Origin of the sequence: Clostridium sp. NSJ-145 (assembly GCF_021044725.1) — a bacterium.
Taxonomy (GTDB): domain Bacteria; phylum Bacillota; class Clostridia; order Clostridiales; family Clostridiaceae; genus Clostridium; species Clostridium disporicum_B.
On the sequence record NZ_JAJNOS010000048.1, the window covers coordinates 1 to 1,519 of the forward strand.

1 rRNA gene is annotated in these 1,519 nt (G+C 24.0%); it reads left to right on the forward strand.

The window, feature by feature from the left end:
* Positions 1–2 precede the first annotated feature (2 nt).
* Positions 3–119, forward strand: a 5S ribosomal RNA gene (gene rrf, locus LQE93_RS16675).
* Positions 120–1,519 lie beyond the last annotated feature (1,400 nt).

The window sequence follows — 1,519 nt, forward strand, 5'->3', positions numbered from 1 at the left end:
TATCAGGTGATGATGGCGTAGAGGAAACACTCCTTCCCATTCCGAACAGGAAAGTTAAGCTCTACAGCGCCAATGGTACTGCACGGGAGACTGTGTGGGAGAGTAGGACGTTGCCTGGTTAGTAAAAACACTTAAGTTTATCTTAAGTGTTTTTTTGTCGTATAAAGAATATGACAACTTAGATAGGGATATTTAAAAATTTTATTTTATAGCTTTGTATGAGATAAAAAGCGTACTTTGGTAAAAATATATTGAGTTTTTACAATGAATTTAAATTATCAAAGGAGAGATATTTTAATGAATAACAATAGTTTGTTATATAATAAATGGAATTATGAATATCAAATTGGTTTCGTACAAAAGTATAAAAGGCAAGGGTTATTATGTAGATATACAAATGAAGAAATAAAAATGTAATTGAATATTATATAAGAAATCATATACAAGAAGAGTAGCAAGTTATATAAATGGCGAGTAAAATAGATAATAATATTATAGATAGATTGGTAAATGATAATAATTCAAATTCATTTATATTGAATTTTGTCTAATAAGTATTTTATTATTAACAGAATAAGCTCATATAGTAATAGAATATATGCAATTAATAGAATATATGTAATTAATAAAAAATATTAAGAAATGAAATCATTGAGAATATATAGTTGCTTATTAGACAATGTAAATATTCTATCTACAATGGGAAATATTTAAATAATACTAATATGAAATATATGATATAAATTAACATGTATTAAGTCTTATGATTAGTAAGAAGATATGAGGGATATACTGTATCTTAAAGAAAAATAAAATAATTCTATGAAAATTATAGGCAATGAATATTTAAATAAATTACTAATGTTACAAATAATAATAGTATTAGATAATAGTCTATCTTTAGGAATATGATATATTTCAAATATAGATGAAGGAATTTCATTTGAGCAAAATTAAAAAAATACAGAAGCAAATAAAAATTTACTTAGAAAGAGAACAGATTAAATTTTAAAATGATAATTTTAGAAGGTTATTTTTCATTTTAAATACTATGTTGATAATGTTAATTATGTTAGTAAATTCATAAATAGTATATGTAAATATTGTGGATTATGTTAAGTAAGTGGATAAGTATACTTGTATTAATATACCACTACTCCTAGTGTATCAATAGTAGTAATACTTAGAAAAATAGAGTAATATTAAGCATACATAGATTAATTAATCAAAAGTAGTAAAAATAGATTAATTTATATAGAATTATAGTGATAAGATAAATCTCGTCGCTGATGCGAAACAACAAAAACACAAGATAAAAAAGTGTTTGACAGTTGTTTTGATAGGTGATAAGATAAGTCTCGTTGCTAACGAAACTAAGTCAAAAAACTTTGAAAAAAGTTGTTGACATAAAGTTGAGTGAGTGATAAGATAAGGAAGTCGCTTGAAGCGATAACAAAATATGGTCTTTGAAAATTGAACAGAATATAGTTAAAATAAATCCAGCAATTCTTTTGAGAGT